We start from the raw sequence: 17741 nt of genomic DNA on the forward strand, positions 1-17741 counted from the left end.
TGCTATCGATAGAAGGCACTCGCCGGTCCCAAGATCAAAGCGGCGATCAAGATCGCCATGAAGATCTCAATCAATGAAATCTGCTCGGACTCGAGATTGTCAGGAACAATCGAGCGCTGTTCGACGAGCGACACGGCCCAGATTGTATTGAACGCGGCTGTAACCAACGATATGACGAACGGAAATACGGCAGCGCATCCTCCCTTTAAAAGCAAAAAACCGCATATCAGACTAAGCAATAAGAGTTGCAGCGTGGCCACGCACATACAGTGAAGATTCCTCCGATACGTGCTCGCATATTGGCAGACAATGAGCACCAGCCCGAACCCCGCGATCATAAAACCGAGTGGGTTTTTGGAACCGGTCGCCAGGCCAGCTATGGCGATCAACATTCCTTGGATGATCGTAAGCCAGGTGAAGATGATAAAGATCGCAGAAGGCTTCTCGTAAGCGAAATGCCGACGCTGTATTCTATCTCGCACGTTGTACATCATCCCCTTAGCGATCCAGCATGCGGCTTAAGATCTGCGCCGGCCCCAAGATCAAAGCTAGGATCACAAACGCCCCTAGTAATTCTCGCAGCGTCATCCTGGTGGAAGCAGGATTAGGAACGCCTGCTTGCTCTTGGTGGAGTATCGCGGTGCGGTGGTGCCAGTTCATTTTTAGGATTGTTGCCGTGATGGCAGCGAAGAGGAAGAATAGTGGTGGATAGGCGATGGTCAACAGAACAAAAAGCAAGACGATCGCGATTAGAATGCCGTTGGCAATCGCCAGGCAGACACGATTGCGGCGGGTTATACCCACATATTGACCCACGATCAGAACCGTTCCTAGACCGAGCAAAACGACCCCTTTATCTCGCTCGAAAGGCATGTTGAGCCAAGCAGCCCCCAAAATCGAAATCAAAATCCCGATTCCCATGACCAGAAACGTGGTGACCGCTGCGTCCACTGGGCTCGGAAATTGGCCGGGCGAGGGACGCAGAGGTACGGTTGGGGACGGTTCTTCACTCACGTGATTGTCTCAAGAGGTGTCGTCGCAGGAACCTTTCAGGGGCGTGCCTTGGTTTTACCAGAAGTGCTTAGGCTGCGAAACGACTGAGGCGTCTTAACTGGCGTTTGTCAGCGACTAGCGGGTATTGATCTCGTAGTAGAGCCGCTTGTTGAGCCGATCGTAGAGGACGCTCACCCAGCGGTCTTCTCGGTTCCAATAATATTTCCAGCCGCTGGTTACCGATTGCGGCTCGGTTATCGGACCGTTCGCGGCGAAGCCCACGATCACGCCGGTACCGGTCGGCTTTTGAATGGGATCAAGAGGTTGGTTCGCTGCCAGCGATTCTAACGTGCCGACACCTTCGTCGTACCAGGCCAGGAAGGCATCTTCCTCCGCCGTGCATTGAAAGCGAGTTCCGCCGAAGTACCGAAAATAGGTAACGTCGTAGGCACCTTCAGGTAGCGAGAACGGTGTCTCCTCGGCCGTGACGTGCAGGGCTTGATTCGGCTTCGTGTTGTGGACAATCGGCACGGCAACACCCAGCACCACGCAGATGGCACCTACGAAGAGCAAACTTTCCCGCAGCGAGATGATTCGCGAAGCGGGGCCAATCCAGTCATCCGTGACTGCTTCTTTGAGTTCCCAGTACCAGTGCCCATTGGCCAGCATCATCCCCAAGGTAAGCAAGCTTGCCGCCATCAATTTTAGCCAAAACGAAAAGCGGATGGCAAACGCTGCTCCACTCGTAAGCACCACCCCCAATACCAGAAACGGTAATACGGCGAGAAAAACGGAAGATAGGAAAGCTATTCTGGCCGACTTGGGGTTCCGCCGGAAAGTCCCTCGATACTGCACCACTGCCAAGATCACCGGCCAAGGAAGAAAAATGATGGCACTGAACGTGGTACAACCATCAGGGATAATCAGTGCCGGAACGAGCGTACCGATAAACACGAGAGAAAGCAAAATGATCGCCACCGCCGCCAGAATGTGCGCAAGATTGGGACGTGGATAATCCAAAGTAGTGGCATTCATGGTGCGTGACTTCCAGATGTTGGTTGTGCCTGGGCGTAGAGCAATTGGCGAATTTTAATAGCTGGAATAGAAGCGAGCGACTCCCAGGGCGATTCCCACGCAGAGGGTGAGCAGGAAAACCTCTTGCAAGGTGAAGCGATGCGTTGGCAACAGGTCCCCCTTCTCTTCCTGCCACTGCTTAAGCTCTAACCACCAGCGAAGGTTCGAGCGGGCGATGCTGATCACGACCGCCAGGAAAACCAGGGTGAGTCCAAGTCGGTTCAACGGAGGTAATGCCAGTTTGGTGAAAAACTGATAGGCCATCATGAACATGAAGATGAGGAAGATCACCGTAAAGAATACCGCGCTACAACAGGTCAACACCATGCAGAAGCAAGCGGCTGAGAGGTTCGCGTGAAAGGTTGAACGATAATGCTGAAGAGCGATCAACCCTGAGCCTAGAAGCGCGATGACGCCTATGAATGTAACGTATTCATCGTTTCTGATGATCCGACTGAGCATCATCCCCACAAACCAAGTCCCCCACGCAATCACGATTGCTGCGGAAGCGAGTTGCCCATAAGTACGCTGTGGAGAGTCCATCTTCCTACGATAAGAACTCGCAACGTTTTTCGCCACAACTTGGCATGCTAAAACGGCCCGTTTAGAACGCCGTTGCGATGGACGAGGGACATAATGCCGATCACATACGTTAGCGCCGTAAATGCGAGCAGCATTTCTTTTAGCGAGATGCGAAAACGGCGTTGAACCTTGAACTCTTCGACCGGGTAACGTTTGAGCTTTTGCCACCAGAAGTAGTTCGAGAGGCTACTCAACATGCTGAGCAGGAAGAACGTGACGATGGGAAGGACGCGGCTGACCTTCTGCGGTTCAGCGACGAGCATTGCCAGGATTTGAGGAAGGGCCATAAAGAGCAGGATGCCACTGATCGCTGCCAGCCCTCCATTGAGCCAGATAGCGACTTCGGCTGCCTTGCGATGGCGGAGAAACGTCGCACAATACTGCGCCCAGCCCAGCATAATAACCGCCAGCAGAAATAGCAGCGAAAACAAAGCGATCGCTAACCGTATCTGGAAAAGGAGCGGGATTAACAGAGCGAATAAGGTCAAACTGACCACGATGACCAAAAACGATAGCCCAGCATGAAGCCACGAAGGTTGAGGGACATCGGTCGTGGCTTGCCACTCGTCCGGTTCAAATTCCATGATGTTGCCGGAACTTTTCTAAGTCTAGACTTGCATCGTACGATGAACCATGGGTCAAATTGGTAACGTGCTCAGGTCACGCCTTCCTTACATTGTTTGAAAGGCTAGGCCCACAACGATGAGCCAAGTACTTTGCAAAGGCAACAGCAGGGCTCACCGGGCAGCGGCAAACAGCATAATTTTCAAAACCCGCGTGATCCGTAACTCCGTATGCAACCCATGGTTATCCCGCGATTTCGGATGGCTGCTTGCGGGTTCATTCTACGATGTTGCCGCAACCCTTGCATCGGCATTCCGATTTTCCCCGCCACACGCGATTTGTTTTGCATCGCAAACAGGTTAAATCAGGATCGAACTGAGCGCGACACGACGAGCATTTGCTCACGTATCGAGTCTTTCGATTGTTTCGTTCCAGTTTGGCAAGGCAGATTGGGCAGATCCCTGATCGTTTACGTTTGGAGTGTTTGTTAGCGTTGCCGCCTCCGGGTGACGGTTCCACGTCATCGACGAGGTGCATTTTGCGGATGCGTCGATTGGATTGCCGTTTTTGAAATTTGGTTGGGCGTTCCCCGTGTAGCTGATTCTTGTGCTTATTGGTGATGAGATTTGCCATCGGTGTAAATCAATCAATAGCGGGATAACGACTGAGGTATCCGGGTTGGCAGACCAACGGATTTGACGTTGGAAAAACGAAAGACGAGACAACTCAGGTTCACCGACTGGTTACCCGTATTTTGTGACGCCAACGTGTGCATCAAACTCCGCACGTTCGTCAGGAGGAAGTTTCGCACGATGGTAGCGCAATGTGAAACCGCCATGCAGCGTTCCATCATCGTTGATCATCCAGTCGATTACATCAGCGAATGCAACCTCGAGCACTTGTCCGACCTTCAACAGCGAAACCGATGGTGGAACCTCGAATAGTTCAGCGGTGAAGCTATTGCCGGAAATGGTCGTGTTAAACAGCCAGACGAAACCGCTACTCTGACCGTCATCAAGTCTGGTTTTGATTAGGCACGAATGCGAATCATACCGAGGAATCATCGACCGAAACTCATCGAGTGATTCGCGTGCCTTTGCAACACATTCTTGATACGCAGGGTCGGACGCGCTGAACATATCCACGCGAGCACCAGGGTCGAGTTTCGGTTTTCGGTCAAGTTCGCGCCGAAGCATCTGCCAGTCGTACCAGCAGTTATCTGGATCAATGTCGTCGTAGCCGCGAGACTCAGCCAACTTTGCGGCATCAGAATGCCGCATCATGATGCAAGCGGCATTGTCGCGGATCGAGAGAACTTCGTTATTCGTGAGCGGCTCGCCCTTCTTGTCCTCTGCTGCGATTAGGATCGCACCAAGAGATGGTATGAACATCGGTATAAGGTTCGCGTCGTCATTCATGTTGCGAATTCAATCGGGTGACCGCGGCCGTCACCGGGCCGCCTGAGTACGTGCTCCACTGGCAAACCGCGAGATCGGCGGCTCCGTGTAGACGGCATTGTTATCCGCCAGTGTGTCGGCGGGCATCACTTACGGCAATAGTCCGGTTCTGGTTTATGTAAGGTAGATTTCATCGGGCGTCAAGTCTGTTCCATGAGCCTCTAGTGCGTGATCACCTACGAGATCGTCGTCCATTCCCGCAATCATGTAACGCAACTTCCCTTCGTCCCACGAAAAGTCAATACCAGCCGGCTGCCCTAATTTCGCGTTGAACGTGTCCTCATCCAGTCGAATTCTAGCGTTTGGCTGCTCAACGGTCACGTCTTTTTGTGCGTGACACGCGGAACCTGCCTGCCTGACGCTCGTCGCGCCGAAGAGTCAGTGTTTTCACGTCGGCTCCAAGATTTACCGATGAACATTGGAACCGCGCGACGATGCCTAATCAATCTTCTTCGTCGCAGTGGCCTTGCACGCTCAGTCCGAACCGACCCCATGCACCTGATCCACTTCAATCTGCCAACACGAAACGCTCGTGATTTCAAGGGAGACATCTTCTGCCGAGCAGTTAGCGGCGTAACCGATGCTTCCCAGCCAAGCTTGATAACCGTCAGTAGAAATGGCAGCGAAAACAAAGCCACTTTAACGGGGGATGAAAAGGAGCGGGATTAACAGAGCAAATAAGGTCAAACTGACCACGATGACCAAAAACGATAGCCCAGCATGAAGCCACGAAGGTTGAGGGACATCGGTCGTGGCTTGCCACTCGTCCGGTTCAAATTCCATGATGTTGCCGGAACTTTTCTAAGTCTAGACTTGCATCGTTGTATCGTACGACGCAACTTGGGGCAAATTGGCAACGTGCTCAGGTCACGCCTTCCTGAGCAGCGAACGACTCAAATCCCGTGGTCGCCGCGAACGACAAGCCACTTCAAAAAAAACTCAATCCGGCGACTCACGTGCATCGTTTGGTTCTGTCATGTCGTTTTTTGTCGCTTGTTCAAATTGCGCCTTCGCCCGCATGTATTCCTCGGTTCCGACACCAATTGCTGGCATCGCACTGCACCAAAGTTGTACATTGCCATCAACACGGCGGTAATTGTATCCCTCGTTGATCGTAATCCAGTCTTGATTCTCGCCGTAAGCATCGCGGATCGTTTTCAAATCCAGTTCCGGATCGCCTATTGCGGAAAAGTAGACGACCGCGTGAACGGTTGATTTCCACTCCCATACATCAATCCGATGATACTCTGTTGGCTCATAAGAGTAGCACCGTGACTCCGGGAATTCCTCACCAATTTCGTCTTCTACGCACTGACCGTAGAGCCTTGTGGCGTCGGCGTTAGTCACCCCAAGTGGCACAAGTTCAATGTCCTGAAGTAATGTTGGACCGACCAAACGTAGGCGAATGCCGTCAACAAGCCATTCCATGAAACGGTTAAACATCGAAACCAATTTGTGTGTAACGTCAAAGCTGAGTGACGCTGCGAAGCCGCGTCCGCTCGAGCGACTAGTTATGTTGCGGTGTAGTCATCTGCAGTTCCAGGTCTAGCTGGACCGCAGTCAGCTGGAAGGATTGCAGTTGCAGCTTGCACTGCTTCAGCTGCCGTGCCCTTGTACAATAGCCGATTCTTGGCATCTCTGGCTTCATACGTGCCGTCCTCACATGGACAGAGGTAGGGAAGATCGCATACATAGGGGTAACCGGTGCATCGGCTGAAACACAGACGATGCAGACTAGTGAACGGGAAGAGCTGGCGCAGCTTGGGAACCGCCGCCGCTAGCCTGAACAACTCCCTTAGCTCTGGAAGATCATCATCATCGCTCAAGTACCGTTCCCACGCGAAGTTGACCTCATTGCCTGCATCAAAGGCCTTGGCTCCGGGGCGAAGCCGTATCGCGGGCAACTTGCACAACTCGTCCAGAGAACAGGCCTTGCCAACCCACGAGTCGATGAGCCTAGCAGACAGGGCGAGGCTATCGGTCTGGGCGTTCGCATACTGCACCCCTGCACGCCAGAAATCGATCAGGAAGAGGCGTTCCTCGGCTGCGATGTACACCTGCGAAAATCGATCATCAGCAGCAATGCGAGCATAGTTAACAAACCGGATATCTTCAGGGAGATCCTTGGCTGTCAGACGAGACTCTAGGGCAGAAAGTGCAACATTGAAGGCGGCGGAGAGACCGCCTGCCTTTCGCAGATCTGGGTATAGGTCAGGATCAGACATGGTTCAGTAACATAACTAATGTTTATTCAGAACCTTTCCGAATAACGTGCGCACGTTAATCGGAACCAAGGCTGTCGAAATCAACCAGGCTGCGGCCGCCACGTCCTCCCTGGTTCAAAACATGAGTATATATCATCGCCGTCCTAAAGCCACGGTAATCAAGGAGTTGCTGTACTGTGACGAATGTCATAGCCTTCGGAAATCAGTTGTATGGCAAACGATACACTGCTCCAGGACGAACCGTCATTTGTTATTAGGCAAATGACACGCCCACCGTACGCATCTCGGTGTGTCGGACGTATGTTGGACCGAAGTAGATTCTGGGACTGGGCCAAATTCCACGGGCCGAAAAATCATCTGGGTGACAAGTCGGCGATTGAGCTTTTTGCTCGCGGCATTCGAGCAGTGCCATGGCATTTAGCAGTCTGTTGATTTTCTGCTTCGGCAGCGAGTTATTGAGATTGGGGCGAGGGCAAGGCGTGAATCCGCAGGCATATCCACTAGATATGTCGAGGAATTCACAACGCTGCAATCGCCCTAATCTCAATAACGTAGCCGATCTGAGAAATTCAACAGGCTGTTAGGGCTTTCCCGTATAGCAATGGTAAAGATTTCGAAGGTAGGCCGGATCGGCCACAGGCGGTGAGGTTCGCGAAGTTGACCTGGGCATTCATAAGCGGCCTGTCCAAACGCTATTTAGCCGGCGCTGCGTGGTAGGGCGATCTCGAACTGTGATTGCTTGAAGGATTGGCGACTCGGCACGAGGCCTCGTAGAGGTAATCTGGACCGGCTTACGCGGTACCAAGTTGTGGTCAATACCGATGCTAGGCGCGGGTTGCGATTGCAGATGGCGTTCGATAAGCTGAAAGCATTAAAGGAGTTCCGTCGTTTGTCTAAGGCCGGCTTATCGTAATCTGCCCCAGCCCAGGACCGGTGGCGTTGAAGTCCTGGAGAATTAGCTGCCCATGCGATTCTTGAAGGCCTGTGCAATGGCGACTCCTTTCAACAGCAGCGGACTCTCCGTTTCCATTAACAGTAGCCATCCTGCTTTACATCGAAAATCGTGAATGTGCCCCAGAAGGCTACCGACCTGTTCGTGGTAAAGTTCCTAGATCAACTTTGCAATTTCAGTTTTTAGAAGGATCGATGGACCATGGAGTCCCATTCGTTGCAAACGCCACGCCCGATGCGGTCCAACAGTCATCCCCTGTCGGTGATAATGGGCTGGGTCGCATTCGGTCTCTTGCTCCTAAAATTCGCGTGCTATGGCTACGCTCAGTCACCGGCCGATTTAGTTGTTCTTAATGCGAATGTCGTGACCTGCGACGATCAGCTTCGAAGGGTCGAGGCGGTGGCGATTCGAAATGGCCACTTCGTAGCCGTGGGCAGCAATGCCGATGTGCGTAGAACTATGGGGACGGAGACTACCGTCGTCGATGCCGCTGGCCAAACGATTACGCCGGGACTGATCGATAGCCATCTGCATTTTGTGGGCTTAGGCGAGTCGCTGCAAATGCTGAATCTGAGTCAAGCCCGTTCGTGGGAGGCGATTGTCCGTCAGGTCGAGTCGGCTGCCAAACAAACACCCGCCGGTGATTGGATCGAAGGGCGAGGCTGGCACCAGAGCAAATGGTCGGTTGAGCCAACCGAAAATATCGATGGATATCCCGTGCACACGTCGATGAGCAGAGTCACGGAGACGCACCCAATAATTCTTGCCCACGCGAGTGGCCATGCTTGCTTCGCAAACGCTGCCGCGATGAAATTGGCGGGCATTGATCGCGATACTCCCGATCCGCCGGGAGGACAAATCGTGCGTGACGCCGAAGGGGACGCCATTGGCATCTTCCTTGAAAATGCACAATCGCACATTTACCGAGCAAAAGCCAAGGCGGACCGGCAAGTGCCGATTGCCGATCGCCAAGCTCGTTTGTCCGAGCAGATTCGTCTGGCGGGTGAAGCCTGCTTGAGATACGGAATCACATCTGTCCATGACGCTGGCTGCAGCTTTGAGCTTGCGGAAAAGCTGCGACAGTTGGCCGATGCCGGTCAACTGCAGGTGCGCATGCTGGTTATGATCCGTGCCAGTAGTCGGGAATTGGAAGGCCGTTTAGCCGCTGCGCGTACCGAGCAGGCGGGAAATGGCTTCTTGAGCGTGAGGAGCGTGAAAGTTTCCATTGATGGTGCATTGGGAGCGCATGGTGCCTGGTTGCTACAGCCTTACGACGATCTGCCGGGCAGCGTTGGCTTCAACACCGTCGCGATCGATGAACTGGAGCGCATCGCAGAAATGTGCAAAGCCAACCAATGGCAATTGTGCGTGCATGCCATCGGAGATCAGGCCAACCGCGAAGTCCTGGACACTTACGAGCGGGTGCTTGGCGCCGACGCCGGCAATGATCATCGTTGGCGAGTTGAGCATGCACAGCACTTATCAGTCGAGGATATTCCCCGCTTTGGAAAGTTGGGAGTCATCCCTGCAATGCAAGCCAATCATTGCACAAGTGACGCTCCTTTCGTCCTGCAGCGATTGGGTGAACGCCGCAGTTCCGAAGGTGCCTACGTCTGGCGTTCGCTCATCGACAGTTGTGCGATCGTTGCCAACGGGACCGACGCACCGGTGGAATCGATCGATCCGCGCGTCAGCCTGTACGCATCGGTCACCCGGCAACTTTCAGATGGCAGCCAGTTTTTTCCGGAACAGTGCATGACGCGGCAGGAGGCGCTGCTGAGCTACACTCGCTGGGCCGCGCGAGCCGGCTTTCAAGACCAATACATCGGCTCTATCGAAATCGGAAAACGGGCGGACTTTGTACTCTGGGACACCGATCTACTGAATTGCGCTGCGGAAGAGTTGTTGACTGCCAATACGCTACGTGTCTGGCTGGATGGCAAGGAACGAACGGTCACTCCGCTCGCCAAATAACGCGGCATGTTTCCCCAAGGCGGGCCACTAGATTCGCACGTATCGGCTGTTTTGCAAATCAGTGCTCGCCTCACCCACATCGCAGCGGCCGTGACCTCACCGAAAGCCGCAACCGAATTCCATGGGGCCATGCGAAGTTCCATGTCAGGCCAACAAATGCCAGGAAAACAGCGATCAACAGGATCGATGCGATCTGATGGACGAGCAAGGGTTGAGGGGCGGAGTTCATTTTGCAGGAATGATCATTTCATAGTAGTAGGCAGTCCCGCTTGGGCGATCGTAGACAAGCGAAATATACCGGTTGCCAAGCCTCCAGGTCGCACGGAAACCTTTTGTTACGGTGAATGTGTCTCCGAGCAGGTGTTGTTCGTAGCTGGGTGTGCTGATCTGTTCGGGTGTCGTGATCTCTTCCAGATTCAAATGATCGTCAGCGTGGTTTTTGTGTAGCCAGTTCTTCAGGACCTTTTCATCCACGACGAACGTGGCACGCGCTACGCCGAAGCGGTTTCGCTGGTAGGTAATATCTTGCGCCCCGGTCGGCAGGGGCAAAGGAACGTCAGCGACGGAGGCGTTTTCGATGTACAGGGCCGGATTACGGTGGGCCTGGTAACTGGCCGGGGCAACGACGACGGCCAACAGAATACACAGCCCCAAGATTTCCATCAGCGAGAACGCGAACCTTTTCTTTTCGTCTGATTGTTTGGCGTAGGCTTGTAACTTGAAAACCCAATGGAAGTTCACGCCAAAAGAAGCGAGACCGTAGATCACGATGTAGGGAAAAAAGGAGGTAGACTCGGCGATGAAATCGGTTACGGAAACGTCTCCTGCAAGAGAAAGTAAAACAGGAGCAACGGTCTTCACGGCCAGTAACAGGATCAGGCTAAAACTAGGCAGAGTACCTCCGAGCCAAGCGCCGAATAAACTCCGATGAAACGTCCCCAGATACTGCATGATTGTGGTGCCGAGGCCGACGAGCGTGATCATGACGCAGAACATTGTGAAGGGAGACGCCGGCCAGACGAATTCCAGGCCGATCAGCCCTACGGCGGCCGTGACCGCGCCGAGTGCCATATTGACCAGCGAAATAGCGATCAGCAGCCACGAAGGACGAGGTGGCGCAAGATTGGTTTCTGCCGGAGCTTCGGTAGTGCTAATGGTCATCGGGGCTACTTCACGGCAGGCGTTCGGTCGATTTTAAATTTGACTTTCGTCCCTTCCTTCGTGCCGAAACTCCATTCGAAGCGGAAGTTGGCATGGGGGACGCGGGGGTTGTCTTTGGCCAGCAGCGGCACACCGGTTACTTCGCCGCCACGCGATTCGCGCTGAACGAGTTCTCGGATCGCATCTGGCATGCGCTGGGGCAATGCGATGTCGCCTGGGCCTGCTTCCTCGGCGGGTGGCTCTTCTTCTTTCGGTTTTTCACGCAGCCGTTTGCTGAGTAGCTTTCCGTCGACACTGACACACAAATCGTACGGCTGTTGGTCGTAGGTGACTTCAATCCAGTAAACCTCGGCCGTGCCTCCCCAATCTTTGTTCCGCAATTTCTTTTCCAGCAGCTTGCTTTGCAGTGTGCCGTCGGCGTGGACTTTGGTTTCGTACCACATGTTGTCCATCTTGTAGACCACGCGATAAAGGGTGCTATCGTCGCTGGCGATTGGCTCGACCTGGGGAATCTGCAAATCGTGTAGTTCTCGCGCGATGGTCGCTTGGACAGGCTCTGGACATTCGGCGAGATCGAGCTTCGGTAACGCTTCGTCTGCCAACGAGGCCTGGCCCCAGATCGCTAAGAGCAAAACCGTAAATCCGTGGCTTCGCGTCATGTTAAGACTCCTTTCAATCAATCGGGGGGATCAATACCAGTCGCCAATCTATCGGCCTGAATCGTCGCTCGCAACTATTTGACGTTACTTCAACGCTGCGAGAAGAAGGCAGTCCCACCCAGCACTATCGCAATTGCCAGGGTGATTCCCATGATTTCCAACAAGCTGAACCGCCAGGGCCAACCAACGGGGGGCCCAGCTTGCTCTGCTCTTTGAAGTTGCTTCCAACGGAAGTAGTTCATAACCGAAGTGCTTGTCAAAAAAACAACAACACCTAGCATGCTGGCCAGCGTTGTCAGCAACTCGACCTGAGAGATTTTGGAAGACCACAGTTCACGAGTTGCAAACACCGTGGGAAGAAACACGAGAAAAGCCATAACACCAAAGAAGATCATACAGAAACGAGCACCGAATGGACTCGCCCGAAAGGTCCCCAAGTATTGCTGCATGGCAACCATGCCAGGGCCTATCAGAGCGACCAAGCATGTCAGGGTGGTAAGAAAAAGGTGTGGATGGTCGAACCCAACCGCCAGCAGCATGCCAGAGAACCATAAACAGGCGACCATCGAAGGAATCGAGATCGCAATCAGTAGCCACGAGGGGCGTGTCACTGCGGGCGAGGTTTGAGCTGCTGCAATTTCCTGTTCGTCATCCATGCCGCCAAGATACTTGCCGCTGCTAGCGTGGGCAAACGTAAAACTAGGATGAAAAGTCTGAACCAGCGAGATAGCAGTGGTGACTAATATCACCGCTGCTGTAGCCCCCAATATCTGTTGATAACCCACCACCGGTACGGGCATCCGTGGCACAACTGGCAGAATCGCTGGTGGCCTTTTTAATGGCCCATGCGAATAATTCTGGATGATAGGATCAGCCGCTAGCCCCTCAATACGCCGTTAAAGTCAGAATAACTCCTCCAAACGGCGCGGTGCGTTGGGTGTGATTTTGAAGATCGCGCCAAACAGATCGGAAAGATGCTAAAGAAAGTACCCCCGAAACTTCGAAATTAACTCTCGGAAGGTCTGTTACACGCTTCCTGATTGCAGCACTTGTTGCAGTTGGAAAGAGTTAGCAGCCGGCCAAGGGGGGAATCTTTAACAAACCAATACTGCGCCATGGGTGTGACCTCATCCGTGACGACAGTTGTTCTGTTTCGGTTCTCCCACTGGTCACCGTATCGCCGACCGCTGCGTGATAGGTGAGCCAGGTTGGTTCGTAAGAACTGCCCTGGTGAATCATTCCCAAGTAGTGGCTCTTTGGTTTCCGCTTGAACGGCACGGTTCAGAAGGATCTGAGTACGAGCCACAAGAGAAGCAGCGTTTGTAGCGCCCTGACCCAGACATCGAAGGATTGCGACTCTGCCCATAGCCATGTGCGAGGGATCGCCAGAAGAGTCCAAGACGAAGATGAGGGGCGATTTTCGTGTTTCCGCCAGAACCGGAAACACTGTGGAGGTCAACTCAACGAAAGAGTAATGGAGAGCCTGTGATGAAGGTCTTCACAACAGGACAGGTCGCAAAGATCTGCAAAGTGGCCCCCCGCACTGTGAGCAAGTGGTTCGATTCGGGCCGACTTAAGGGGTATCGTATTCCTGGATCCCAGGACCGACGAATCCCGCGGGAATATTTGATCAAGTTCCTGAAAGAACACGGAATGCCCCTTGGCGACCTGGAAGACGAAGCCATGGCCAAGGTGCTTATCGTCGCTCAGGACCAAGTATTGGTTGAAAATTTGCGTCGCGAACTTCCGCTCGAAAAAGCATTCAAGGTCTGCGTGGCCGCGAGTGGTTTTGAGGCGGGAATTCAAGCCGAAGGTTTTCACCCGGACTGCATTATCGTGGACTTCTCGATCGGTCGTATCGAGGCGTTGCAGATTTGCCAGAATCTGCGTCGGAATCCCGATTTTTCGGAAACGATTCTGATTGCCTTGCTACCCGACGATGGAAGCTCAATGAGCTTCGATCGATCCACGATCAATGAGACGTTCAAGAAGCCGTTCGACGCGGCTTTGCTGGCAGAACGCCTACGAACCTTGATCGGTGCTAAGAAGGAACTGGTCTAAGACCAAGCCTTCGGGGTTACCACAATCCGAGCTTAAAAAGACGCCGCGATGAATTTCGCGGCGTCTTTTTTTATGGATTGTTCCCAGGTATTCCGTGTTATGCCGACCATTTGTCCTGCGGTTTCGCCTAAGGAAAGGGGAAGAGTCGCCCCCCGCAATCCCTCGATTTTTTCGAGCAGACAAGGAGCTTGCATTGGTCTTGCGTGTACCCTAGACGGGTGGTGCGGGTTGGCCGCTCAGGAAATCCTGGGAACGCCCCTACTGGAAATTGCTAAATCGACTTAACATGGAGGGTTTCGCGGTTTTAGGTTGGGGGATTCCCATGGCCGATTTCACGCATCTCGATAGCTCTGGCGCGGCCCACATGGTCGATGTCGGACAGAAGCAGCCGACGGTTCGAGAAGCCGTGGCTGAGGCGTGCGTGACGATGCTGGCCGAAACCGGGGAAGCCATCCGCGAAAACCAGAACAAAAAGGGAGAGGTCCTGCAGGTCGCACGCTTGGCCGGTATCATGGCTGCGAAGCGAACCGATGAACTGATCCCGCTGTGCCATGGACTGCCGTTGGAAAGTTTGGACATCGTGTTTAAGTTCGACGATCTAACAAACTTGCGAATCACCGCGACAGCTCGCGTGACCGCCAAAACAGGCGTAGAAATGGAAGCCATGACGGCGGCATCCGTTGCTGCCCTCACGGTGTACGACATGTGCAAGGCGATCGATCGTGGCATGGAAATCCGTCAAGTTCGCCTGATGAAGAAGTCTGGCGGCAAGTCGGGTACGTACGTGCGAGAGAACAATCCTTAGGAGGTCGTTGGAAGTTTTCAGGGTTCCGTCTTCAGCAAGGGAGGAAGAATGACGTTATGTGCATTTCCTTGCCGATTGCTGAAGACAGAACGCTGAACACGGAAAACTAGACGAAAGTCAAACTGAACGTGAATCCCGCTACTAATCAAACATCGTCGGCTCCTGAAGCTGGAACATTGATGCGTTGCTATGGCGGGATCGAATCGGATCTGGCCGAGGTCGAGGCAATACTCAAGCGGGAAATGTCCTCGAAGTTCCCTGCGGTTAGCGATATTGTTTCCTATGGATACTTGCTGGGGGGTAAGCGACTTCGACCTGCCTTGGTCCTTCTTTGCGGTCAAGCTTGGAGCAAGTTGACCCCTGCCCATCACAAGCTTGGCGCGGTGCTGGAAATGGTTCATACCGCCACGCTGATCCACGACGATGTGCTCGATGGGGCCGAAACTCGACGCCATTTGCCAACGATTCATCATCGCTGGGGAACCGAGTCGAGCGTCTTGGTGGGCGACTTCCTCTTCACCCATGCGTTCTACCTGGCCAGCACGCTTCCCACGACGTTGGCGGCTCGCAAGATTGGTCAGGCGACCAATGTCGTCTGCGAAGGGGAACTGCGTCAGATCACGACCAAGGGGCGCTTCGACCTGAGCGAAGACGAATACCTTTCGATCATCGAAGCCAAGACCGCCGTGCTTTGTCAGTGTGCTTGCGAACTGGGGGCGACTTATGCCGAGTCGCCGGAAGAGGCTGGCCAGCAAGCGGCTGAGTATGGTCGCTGCTTGGGAATCGCTTTTCAGATTGTCGACGACTTGCTCGACATCGAAGGAGACACCGACCAGACCGGCAAGACCTTAGGAACCGATTTGGCCCAGCGCAAGCCGACCTTACCGCTGATCCACGCGTTGAAGGTTGCACCGACCGCAACCAAAACCAAGATGCTGGAAGTGCTCGGTTCTGCGGAGCCTTCTCCTGGCCAAATTCAAGCTTGGCTAGAAGAATTCGACAGCGCCGCCTACGCCCGCGAGACGGCGATCAGTTATGTCGAAACGGCGCTTTCGTCGATCTCGCAGTGGCCCGATAACGACGCCACCGCAGCCCTCCGCCAATTGGCCGAGTTCGTTCTCAAACGCTGCTATTAACGCTTCCCGTTATCGAGCGTCGGCAGAGAGCGTGGCGATAATTGGTGCGCCGCGTGTGACAATAACCGTGTGCTCGAATTGAGCGGTCAAATTCTCTGGGTGGGCGATCAGTGTCCACCCATCCTTCGCTTCGATCAGATGGGTGCTTCGAGTCGAAAGAAACGGCTCGATAGCGATGACCTGGCCTAACTTCAAACGACGTTGATCGTTCCGATTGAAATAGCCAGAGATGCCTTCGGGCTCTTCGTGAAGACTTCGCCCGATGCCATGACCACCGACGTTTCGAACCGTTTGAAAGCCGTGCGTTTTCGCAATCTGCTCGATCGCATGGCCGATCCGATTGACCGGCGCCCCCGCTCTGGCTTCATGCATCGCGTTGTCTAAAGCCAACTGCGTGGCGTGGCATAGCCTCGCTTTTACGTCACTGATGGGCGGGACAACGATTGTGCCGCCGGTATCCGCAAAGTAGCCGTCGAGTTCCGCCGAGACATCGACGTTGACGATATCCCCTGCCTGAATGATGCGCGGGCCAGGGATACCATGGGCGGCTTCTTCATTCACGCTAATGCAAGTCGAACCAGGGAAATCGTAAGTAATACGTGGGGCAGACCGGGCGCCCATCCGGTCGAGCAGGCTGCCACCGAGTGCGTCGAGTTCCATCGTCGTGATGCCTGGCTCAATGGCACTCAGCATTTTGTCGCGGACGTAAGCAACCACCTGACCGGCGTTAAGTACCCCGTTCATGTCATCCTGATTTTCAATGGTCATGGGGCACTCGATTTTCAAACGATGAGGAACAGGGCTGACAATCACAGAGAAACGCTTCCAAGTAATATTACTGGAACTGACCGGCGACCAGTACCCCTTCGGGCAGACTGGCCTGGCGAGGGCATGTCGCTGGAAAAGATTCTTCGGTTGGTCGTCTGATAGGCAAGCAAAGCCAACCGCTGGTTGTTAAGATATCTTGGAAGAATCCCGCCTCCTTGCTCTTACGTTCTGTTAAGAAACGACCTCCACCGAATAGGAATCGACCTCATCATGACGCATGCCTATCGCATCTGTACGACGTTCATCTTGTTGACTGGCTTCTTTTGCTGGACGGCTCAAGCTCAGGAAAACGAGAGCCCAAATCCAAGGAGTCAAGGCAACGGCGATTTTGTCGTTGGGCCTGAATACCAGATCGACCCTGCTCTGACCGATCAAGGAAATCCACAGGGAAAGTATTTTCAATTTTCGATGCCGCTGGCGGAAAGCAAGATTTTCGACGGCAAAGATACCACGCTCGACCCGAAGAAGAAGGTTCGTAAGGAGCGAAAGATCTTCGTCTACATTCCGGCGGAATATAAAGATGGTACGAAGGCACCGATCTTGGTCATGTTGGATGGTCCCAGTCGGATGAATCTGGTGCGTAACGCGCTCGATAATCTAACGATTGCGAAAGATCCTGCCCGTCGCTTGCCCCCATTCATTGCGATTGGTGTCGAGAACGGTGGGGACGACAGCAAAGGCAGCCAACGCGGTTTGGAGTACGACACGATGTCAGATCGCTTTGCCCGTTTCATTAACGACGAAGTCTTGCCGGCCGTGTTGAACAACAAGGAGATCCGAGCCGCTTATCCTCACTTGGCGTTTACCGAAGATCCGTGGGGCAAGGGAATCATGGGCTGCAGTTCCGGCGGTGCGGCGGCGCTGACGGCCGGTTGGTTCCGCCCTGATCTGTTCCGCCGCATCATTACCTACTCGGGCACTTTTGTGGATCAACAGGACGACGACGCGCCGGAAGAAAAAGATTACCCGCTGGGTGCCTGGGAATATCACTCGAGTATGAAGCTGATCGAGAACAGCGAAAAGAAACCGCTCCGCATCTTCACCCACGTTTCCGAAAACGACAACCGTGCGAAAGACCCGGAAGAGACCTATCACAACTGGGTGATGGCCAATTACCGCACGGCGGAAGCACTGCAGAAGAAAGGTTACGATTACCGCTTCGTCTTCAGCAAAGCAACCCGTCACTGCGACGGCAACGTCTATGACTTAACCCTGGCCGATACGCTGGTTTGGATGTGGCAGGGTTACGAACCGAATTAGCCATCTTGCT

General features: G+C 53.8%; 19 protein-coding genes. 5 read left to right on the forward strand and 14 right to left on the reverse strand.

The window, feature by feature from the left end; all coding sequences use genetic code 11:
- Positions 1 to 2: 2 nt before the first annotated feature.
- From DTL42_RS17625 to DTL42_RS26830, 10 genes are all read right to left on the reverse strand, one after another.
- Entirely contained in the window at positions 3 to 482 is a 480-nt protein-coding gene (locus DTL42_RS17625) for a hypothetical protein (protein WP_147274324.1), read from the reverse strand.
- A gap of 16 nt (positions 483 to 498) precedes the next feature.
- On the reverse strand, positions 499 to 1014 hold the full coding sequence (locus DTL42_RS17630) for a hypothetical protein (RefSeq protein WP_147274325.1): 516 nt from the start codon (positions 1012 to 1014) through the stop codon (positions 499 to 501).
- A gap of 114 nt (positions 1015 to 1128) precedes the next feature.
- Complete coding sequence (locus DTL42_RS17635; protein ID WP_114370382.1) at positions 1129 to 2028, reverse strand: hypothetical protein; 900 nt, start codon at positions 2026 to 2028, stop codon at positions 1129 to 1131.
- Positions 2029 to 2082: 54 nt separating this feature from the next.
- A complete protein-coding gene (locus tag DTL42_RS17640; protein ID WP_114370384.1) occupies positions 2083 to 2610 on the reverse strand; it encodes a hypothetical protein in 528 nt (175 codons plus the stop codon).
- Between the two features lie 47 nt (positions 2611 to 2657).
- Positions 2658 to 3233, reverse strand: a complete 576-nt coding sequence (locus DTL42_RS17645) for a hypothetical protein (protein ID WP_114370386.1) — start codon at positions 3231 to 3233, stop codon at positions 2658 to 2660.
- A gap of 723 nt (positions 3234 to 3956) precedes the next feature.
- A complete protein-coding gene (locus DTL42_RS17650; protein WP_114370387.1) occupies positions 3957 to 4631 on the reverse strand; it encodes a DUF2314 domain-containing protein in 675 nt (224 codons plus the stop codon).
- A 678-nt stretch (positions 4632 to 5309) separates the two neighbouring features.
- Positions 5310 to 5453, reverse strand: a complete 144-nt coding sequence (locus DTL42_RS26355; protein WP_158545439.1) for a hypothetical protein — start codon at positions 5451 to 5453, stop codon at positions 5310 to 5312.
- Between the two features lie 156 nt (positions 5454 to 5609).
- A complete protein-coding gene (locus DTL42_RS17660; RefSeq protein WP_114370391.1) occupies positions 5610 to 6113 on the reverse strand; it encodes a hypothetical protein in 504 nt (167 codons plus the stop codon).
- 68 nt (positions 6114 to 6181) lie between these two features.
- The gene (locus tag DTL42_RS17665) at positions 6182 to 6895 is read right to left on the reverse strand and encodes a DUF6193 family natural product biosynthesis protein (RefSeq protein ID WP_114370393.1); all 714 of its coding nucleotides are present in this window, start codon (positions 6893 to 6895) and stop codon (positions 6182 to 6184) included.
- 1291 nt (positions 6896 to 8186) lie between these two features.
- Positions 8187 to 8375 (reverse strand): hypothetical protein, encoded by a 189-nt coding sequence (locus DTL42_RS26830; RefSeq protein WP_234824258.1) that lies wholly within the window; start codon positions 8373 to 8375, stop codon positions 8187 to 8189.
- On the opposite strand from DTL42_RS26830, the gene DTL42_RS17670 reads away from it, so the two are divergent.
- Positions 8307 to 9821, forward strand: a complete 1515-nt coding sequence (locus tag DTL42_RS17670; protein ID WP_234824257.1) for an amidohydrolase — start codon at positions 8307 to 8309, stop codon at positions 9819 to 9821. The genes DTL42_RS26830 and DTL42_RS17670 overlap by 69 nt on opposite strands.
- Positions 9822 to 10046: 225 nt before the next feature.
- On the opposite strand, the gene DTL42_RS17675 is transcribed toward DTL42_RS17670, so the two are convergent.
- From DTL42_RS17675 to DTL42_RS17685, 3 genes are all read right to left on the reverse strand, one after another.
- Positions 10047 to 10982: a hypothetical protein gene (locus DTL42_RS17675; RefSeq protein WP_114370397.1), complete on the reverse strand. Its 936-nt coding sequence runs from the start codon at positions 10980 to 10982 to the stop codon at positions 10047 to 10049.
- A gap of 5 nt (positions 10983 to 10987) precedes the next feature.
- A complete protein-coding gene (locus tag DTL42_RS17680; RefSeq protein ID WP_114370399.1) occupies positions 10988 to 11641 on the reverse strand; it encodes a hypothetical protein in 654 nt (217 codons plus the stop codon).
- Between the two features lie 89 nt (positions 11642 to 11730).
- Positions 11731 to 12450 (reverse strand): hypothetical protein, encoded by a 720-nt coding sequence (locus DTL42_RS17685; RefSeq protein ID WP_147274326.1) that lies wholly within the window; start codon positions 12448 to 12450, stop codon positions 11731 to 11733.
- Positions 12451 to 13129: 679 nt separating this feature from the next.
- Between DTL42_RS17685 and DTL42_RS17690 the strand changes: the two genes are divergently transcribed.
- The 3 genes from DTL42_RS17690 to DTL42_RS17700 all read left to right on the forward strand — a co-directional run bounded on the left by DTL42_RS17690 (position 13130) and on the right by DTL42_RS17700 (position 15643).
- Positions 13130 to 13702: a helix-turn-helix domain-containing protein gene (locus tag DTL42_RS17690; protein WP_105328559.1), complete on the forward strand. Its 573-nt coding sequence runs from the start codon at positions 13130 to 13132 to the stop codon at positions 13700 to 13702.
- Positions 13703 to 14024: 322 nt separating this feature from the next.
- Positions 14025 to 14507, forward strand: coding sequence for a cyclic pyranopterin monophosphate synthase MoaC (moaC, locus tag DTL42_RS17695; protein WP_114370498.1), 483 nt, complete (start codon positions 14025 to 14027; stop codon positions 14505 to 14507).
- A gap of 179 nt (positions 14508 to 14686) precedes the next feature.
- On the forward strand, positions 14687 to 15643 hold the full coding sequence (locus DTL42_RS17700; RefSeq protein ID WP_234824252.1) for a polyprenyl synthetase family protein: 957 nt from the start codon (positions 14687 to 14689) through the stop codon (positions 15641 to 15643).
- Between the two features lie 9 nt (positions 15644 to 15652).
- On the opposite strand, the gene map is transcribed toward DTL42_RS17700, so the two are convergent.
- Positions 15653 to 16411, reverse strand: a complete 759-nt coding sequence (map, locus tag DTL42_RS17705) for a type I methionyl aminopeptidase (protein ID WP_114370501.1) — start codon at positions 16409 to 16411, stop codon at positions 15653 to 15655.
- A 270-nt stretch (positions 16412 to 16681) separates the two neighbouring features.
- Here map and DTL42_RS17710 point away from each other — a divergent pair, with 270 nt between their 5' ends.
- Positions 16682 to 17731, forward strand: a complete 1050-nt coding sequence (locus DTL42_RS17710) for an alpha/beta hydrolase (protein WP_114370403.1) — start codon at positions 16682 to 16684, stop codon at positions 17729 to 17731.
- Positions 17732 to 17741 lie beyond the last annotated feature (10 nt).

Source organism: Bremerella cremea, from assembly GCF_003335505.1.
GTDB lineage: Bacteria > Planctomycetota > Planctomycetia > Pirellulales > Pirellulaceae > Bremerella > Bremerella cremea_A.

What these genes read in the sequence shown, in the direction of transcription:
- DTL42_RS17645 (WP_114370386.1), bottom strand. Translation starts at nt 3,233, where the DNA reads ATGGAATTTGAACCGGACGAGTGGCAAGCCACGACCGATGTCCCTCAA.
- DTL42_RS17680 (WP_114370399.1), bottom strand. Translation starts at nt 11,641, where the DNA reads ATGACGCGAAGCCACGGATTTACGGTTTTGCTCTTAGCGATCTGGGGC.
- map (WP_114370501.1), bottom strand. Translation starts at nt 16,411, where the DNA reads ATGACCATTGAAAATCAGGATGACATGAACGGGGTACTTAACGCCGGT.
- DTL42_RS17640 (WP_114370384.1), bottom strand. Translation starts at nt 2,610, where the DNA reads ATGGACTCTCCACAGCGTACTTATGGGCAACTCGCTTCCGCAGCAATC.
- DTL42_RS17665 (WP_114370393.1), bottom strand. Translation starts at nt 6,895, where the DNA reads ATGTCTGATCCTGACCTATACCCAGATCTGCGAAAGGCAGGCGGTCTC.
- DTL42_RS26355 (WP_158545439.1), bottom strand. Translation starts at nt 5,453, where the DNA reads ATGGAATTTGAACCGGACGAGTGGCAAGCCACGACCGATGTCCCTCAA.
- moaC (WP_114370498.1), top strand. Translation starts at nt 14,025, where the DNA reads ATGGCCGATTTCACGCATCTCGATAGCTCTGGCGCGGCCCACATGGTC.
- DTL42_RS26830 (WP_234824258.1), bottom strand. Translation starts at nt 8,375, where the DNA reads ATGGCTATCGATCAGTCCCGGCGTAATCGTTTGGCCAGCGGCATCGAC.
- DTL42_RS17635 (WP_114370382.1), bottom strand. Translation starts at nt 2,028, where the DNA reads ATGAATGCCACTACTTTGGATTATCCACGTCCCAATCTTGCGCACATT.
- DTL42_RS17690 (WP_105328559.1), top strand. Translation starts at nt 13,130, where the DNA reads ATGAAGGTCTTCACAACAGGACAGGTCGCAAAGATCTGCAAAGTGGCC.
- DTL42_RS17700 (WP_234824252.1), top strand. Translation starts at nt 14,687, where the DNA reads ATGCGTTGCTATGGCGGGATCGAATCGGATCTGGCCGAGGTCGAGGCA.
- DTL42_RS17660 (WP_114370391.1), bottom strand. Translation starts at nt 6,113, where the DNA reads ATGTTTAACCGTTTCATGGAATGGCTTGTTGACGGCATTCGCCTACGT.
- DTL42_RS17710 (WP_114370403.1), top strand. Translation starts at nt 16,682, where the DNA reads ATGACGCATGCCTATCGCATCTGTACGACGTTCATCTTGTTGACTGGC.
- DTL42_RS17670 (WP_234824257.1), top strand. Translation starts at nt 8,307, where the DNA reads ATGGGGACGGAGACTACCGTCGTCGATGCCGCTGGCCAAACGATTACG.
- DTL42_RS17675 (WP_114370397.1), bottom strand. Translation starts at nt 10,982, where the DNA reads ATGACCATTAGCACTACCGAAGCTCCGGCAGAAACCAATCTTGCGCCA.
- DTL42_RS17650 (WP_114370387.1), bottom strand. Translation starts at nt 4,631, where the DNA reads ATGAATGACGACGCGAACCTTATACCGATGTTCATACCATCTCTTGGT.